Source organism: Parabacteroides distasonis (assembly GCF_004793765.1).
In the GTDB taxonomy this organism is placed as follows: domain Bacteria; phylum Bacteroidota; class Bacteroidia; order Bacteroidales; family Tannerellaceae; genus Parabacteroides; species Parabacteroides distasonis_A.
The window spans coordinates 1-2,595 of sequence record NZ_SRYM01000109.1 but is presented as its reverse complement, the minus strand read 5'-3'; the positions used below and the strand labels follow the sequence as shown (position 1 = coordinate 2,595).

Sequence of the window (2,595 nt, the reverse complement as noted above, 5' to 3'; positions counted from 1 at the left end):
GAGACATCAAATTCTTCATGTTCCGACTGGCAACACTATACTCTTGACACCTCCTTCGCCCACCGGAAAAATCCGCTGACCCGAAACCATCGGGTATATATATTGAGGAAAGCAGGGGAGCAGTAAGGGGAAATGAAAAATCCTTCTCTCGTAACCTTTGGCAAGAAGGTGTGCGGGAGAAGGATTCTCAAGTGACTCGCATAGGATTCAAACCTATAACCTTCTGATCCGTAGTCAGATGCTCTATTCAGTTGAGCTAGCGAGCCAATCTGTAAATGAATTTGAATATTCAAGTGACTCCTAAAGGATTCAAACCTTTAACCTTCTGATCCGTAGTCAGATGCTCTATTCAGTTGAGCTAAGGAGCCAAGATATATTCTATTGCTATCTTCGAATGGTGACCGCGACAGGATTCAAACCTGTAACCGGCTGATCCGTAGTCAGCTACTCTATTCAGTTGAGCTACGCGGCCATTGTTTCGTGATTGCGAGTGCAAAGGTACGCTTTTGTTTTAAATATGCAAACGTTTCGACTACTTTTTTGCGAATTTAATCTAACATTTTTGGATTGAAGATAAGATAGCCAATGTTCAAGCCAAAGTTGAAATTCTCCTTCGGATAACTGTATCCGTTGGCATACAGACTGATACATAAGAATGGCAGTTGCAATACGACCGCTGCTTCACCCATATAATTAAACGAGTGAAAAAACTTACCATAATGCGGGATTCCGACATACGGATTGTTTTCCGGCACCGTCTTTTGTATTTCATAGAGCGGAGCGAAGCCATACATATCCAATCGGAAGTGCAGGAGCTTGCTTAACTTCAAGATCGGGGAAAGCCCGAAAGCCACATATTGGTTCGCCCGGAACGCCTCGTTGAATATGATCTCGCTATGGGGTGTCGGGGTAAACGCCGGGGCTTGCAATACGCTAGTCGTATAGTTATTCATAAGATTCTTGCTGGATATGACCATTTCTGCCAAATAACCTAAGTTGAAACGGTTGCTCAGCGTCTGGTATTGGTTCCAGCGTCCTTTCAGTTGCAGCCAGCTATGCACTTTGCGACCGATCGGGGCTTCCGTCGTGGCGGAAGTGGGGGATGGGGTATACTTCTCCGTACCGGTTACGTATTGGGCAATCAGGAATTTCTGTTTTCCGCTTATCGGGTATTGTTTTGCGTTGAGTGAGTTTTGCTCGATACTTAACGAACCGCTGAACAAATCGTACCAGCTATGGTCGAAAGAGGCGTGCGGGAAAGGTATCGTGGTGCTCTGCAAGTAGTAATCGTTCAATCGTCCGTAGGCGAACCCGATCTCCGCTTTCGCGTGGTTGAGGAAGGGGAAGCCTAATTTTAGTTTCATGTACAGTTCTTTCTGCTTAATCATAGCAGGCACAACATCCTCATAAAAGAGAGATTGGCTTTCCGAGTATTTCTTGTCCGAGAAGACTCCCTGCCAATTTAAATAAGTGGGGATTTGCGTTTGCAGGTACATCCGGCCGCTCAACATGACCCCGCTAAAGGAGTTACCCACTTGAAAGTTCGAGTTTACGTCGGCGGCGAACCGTCCTAGATATTGATACCCCAATCCTAGGTATAATTGATTCGCTTGGTGAGACGATATGTTTCCGCCGAAGCCGACCGTGATCTCTTCTTTCATCTTCACGTCCAGATAAAGATCGAATTTTTTCTCTTTCCGGTTATAAACGGCATGAGGCATGATTTCCCGGATCTTGGAATAGGTCAGCATCTTGAAATAAGCCCGCTTGAACTCTTCCATGGAAAACTCGTTGTTGATATCCCTGTGCAATTGGGCCTCTATGTATTTACGTTGGGCATCGGATACGCCTGTCACGTAAATGTTGCGGAAGATCAGCGGAGGAAGATTCTCTTTATAAGCTTTCCTTCTTTCGGTAACCTCATTTAAAGGCACTTCCCGGGGAACCCGTTGCTTGATGGAGTCGATCATGGAAAGAGTACGTTTATACCCGATATCCATAAGCTCCTTACCTTTCTGGAAATCCAATAAGGAGACGGTGGGGAAACTGAATTTAATCATCATGCCATCTTCTTCCGGTACCTCATAGTCGGTCTTTTGCATGATCATGGTCTCGATCTGGCTGTATGGGTTGGGGGAGGGTTTGTTGTTGCCTCCGGACACGACCGAGCCAAAGATGAAACCCGGATGGAACGCATCTTTCATCGGGCCTACCGGGAAATTATCGTAGATACCTCCGTCGAATAGAGGAATACTGTCTTTCCATATGGGCTGGAAGAAAAACGGGAAAGTCATGGAGGCACGTACGGCGTCTCCCAAATCCCCATTCTTAAAGATGATAGGCTTTTTAGTATATATATCCGAGGCTACGCAACGGAAAGGGACAAACAGGTTGTCGAAATTCCACCCCGCCTTTGCGGTCGCCTGCGAGAACAAGGCCATAAACGCCTGATTCATCTGTATGGGATTGATCAAGCTTTGCGGTAAGAAACTAGCCTTGATCTGTAGGGAATCAGACATATCGATGGAGAAATGCGCAAATTTGTCGACGCCAAATGAAAAAGCTAAATAAAATCAGTTGAAAAAGCTAATTAAA

The 2,595-nt window shown here is 45.6% G+C and carries 3 tRNA genes and 1 pseudogene; all 4 read right to left on the bottom strand.

Going from position 1 to position 2,595, the window contains the following annotated elements:
* Positions 1 to 192: 192 nt before the first annotated feature.
* Positions 193 to 266: transfer RNA gene (locus E5342_RS18840), tRNA-Arg, on the bottom strand.
* Positions 267 to 294: 28 nt separating this feature from the next.
* Positions 295 to 368, bottom strand: a tRNA-Arg gene (locus tag E5342_RS18835).
* A 27-nt stretch (positions 369 to 395) separates the two neighbouring features.
* A tRNA-Arg gene (locus tag E5342_RS18830) sits at positions 396 to 472 on the bottom strand.
* 76 nt (positions 473 to 548) lie between these two features.
* Positions 549 to 2,543, bottom strand: a pseudogene (locus E5342_RS18825) (patatin-like phospholipase family protein); the annotation flags it as partial.
* Positions 2,544 to 2,595: the final 52 nt, after the last annotated feature.